General features: G+C 58.0%; 1 protein-coding gene. It reads right to left on the bottom strand.

The features are described from left to right. On the bottom strand, nucleotides 1-753 hold a 753-nt coding region (locus tag AC1DNW_RS35425; RefSeq protein ID WP_477855814.1), incomplete at both ends, for an AMP-binding protein.

Genomic DNA, 753 nt, shown 5'->3' with positions numbered 1-753 from the left:
AACTTCTCGGCCGTCAGTTCCGGCTTGTTCAGATAACCGCGCGCAACCCCTGTACCGCCAATGTAGAGCTCGCCGGCAACCCCAACCGGAACAGGACGCCGGTGACCGTCGAGTATGTAGATCTGCGTGTTCGAGATCGGACGGCCGATGCTTGAACCAGCAAAATCCGCATTCTCGATCTTGCATTGGGTAAAGCTTGAGTCCCCGTTCACCTCCGAGGAGCCATAAAAATTAAACAGACGTATATGCTGCCATAGGCCGAGACTCTTCCTGATCAGCTCCCCGGGCAGATGCTCGCCACTGGTGATGATTACGCGCAATGAAGAAAGCGACGGCAATTCGACACTGTGCATATGCCGCAGCAATGMRGGCACAACGACKATATGCGTGATTTGGTTTTGTTCGATAAACTCGGCAAACAAGGACACATCGAGCAGAGCCTGGGTGCTCATCACAACCAGCCGGCCGCCAAGGACCAGGGCTCCCAGGGTCTCCGTGACGGAGTCYAMAAAACCAATAYTCGTCTTGCCCGCGACAGCAACGGGCCTGTCTTCAGCGAACGTGGACTTAAACCATAGCAGACGGTTGCGCAGACCCTCCACCGTGTTGCCCACGCCYTTGGGCTGTCCGGTGGAGCCTGACGTGTAGATCACGTAGGCAAGGTGCTGCGGCAATGTGYGGCTCTCGACGGCGCCGTCCGGCAGGCCTGCAATCTGCCCGTCCCAGTCCCGGTCGAGGCAGACGACCTGCACG

Source organism: Rhizobium sp. 05L429 (genome assembly GCF_056397645.1).
The sequence above is the reverse complement of the archived record's forward strand: the minus strand, read 5'-3'. Positions and strand labels throughout refer to the sequence as shown.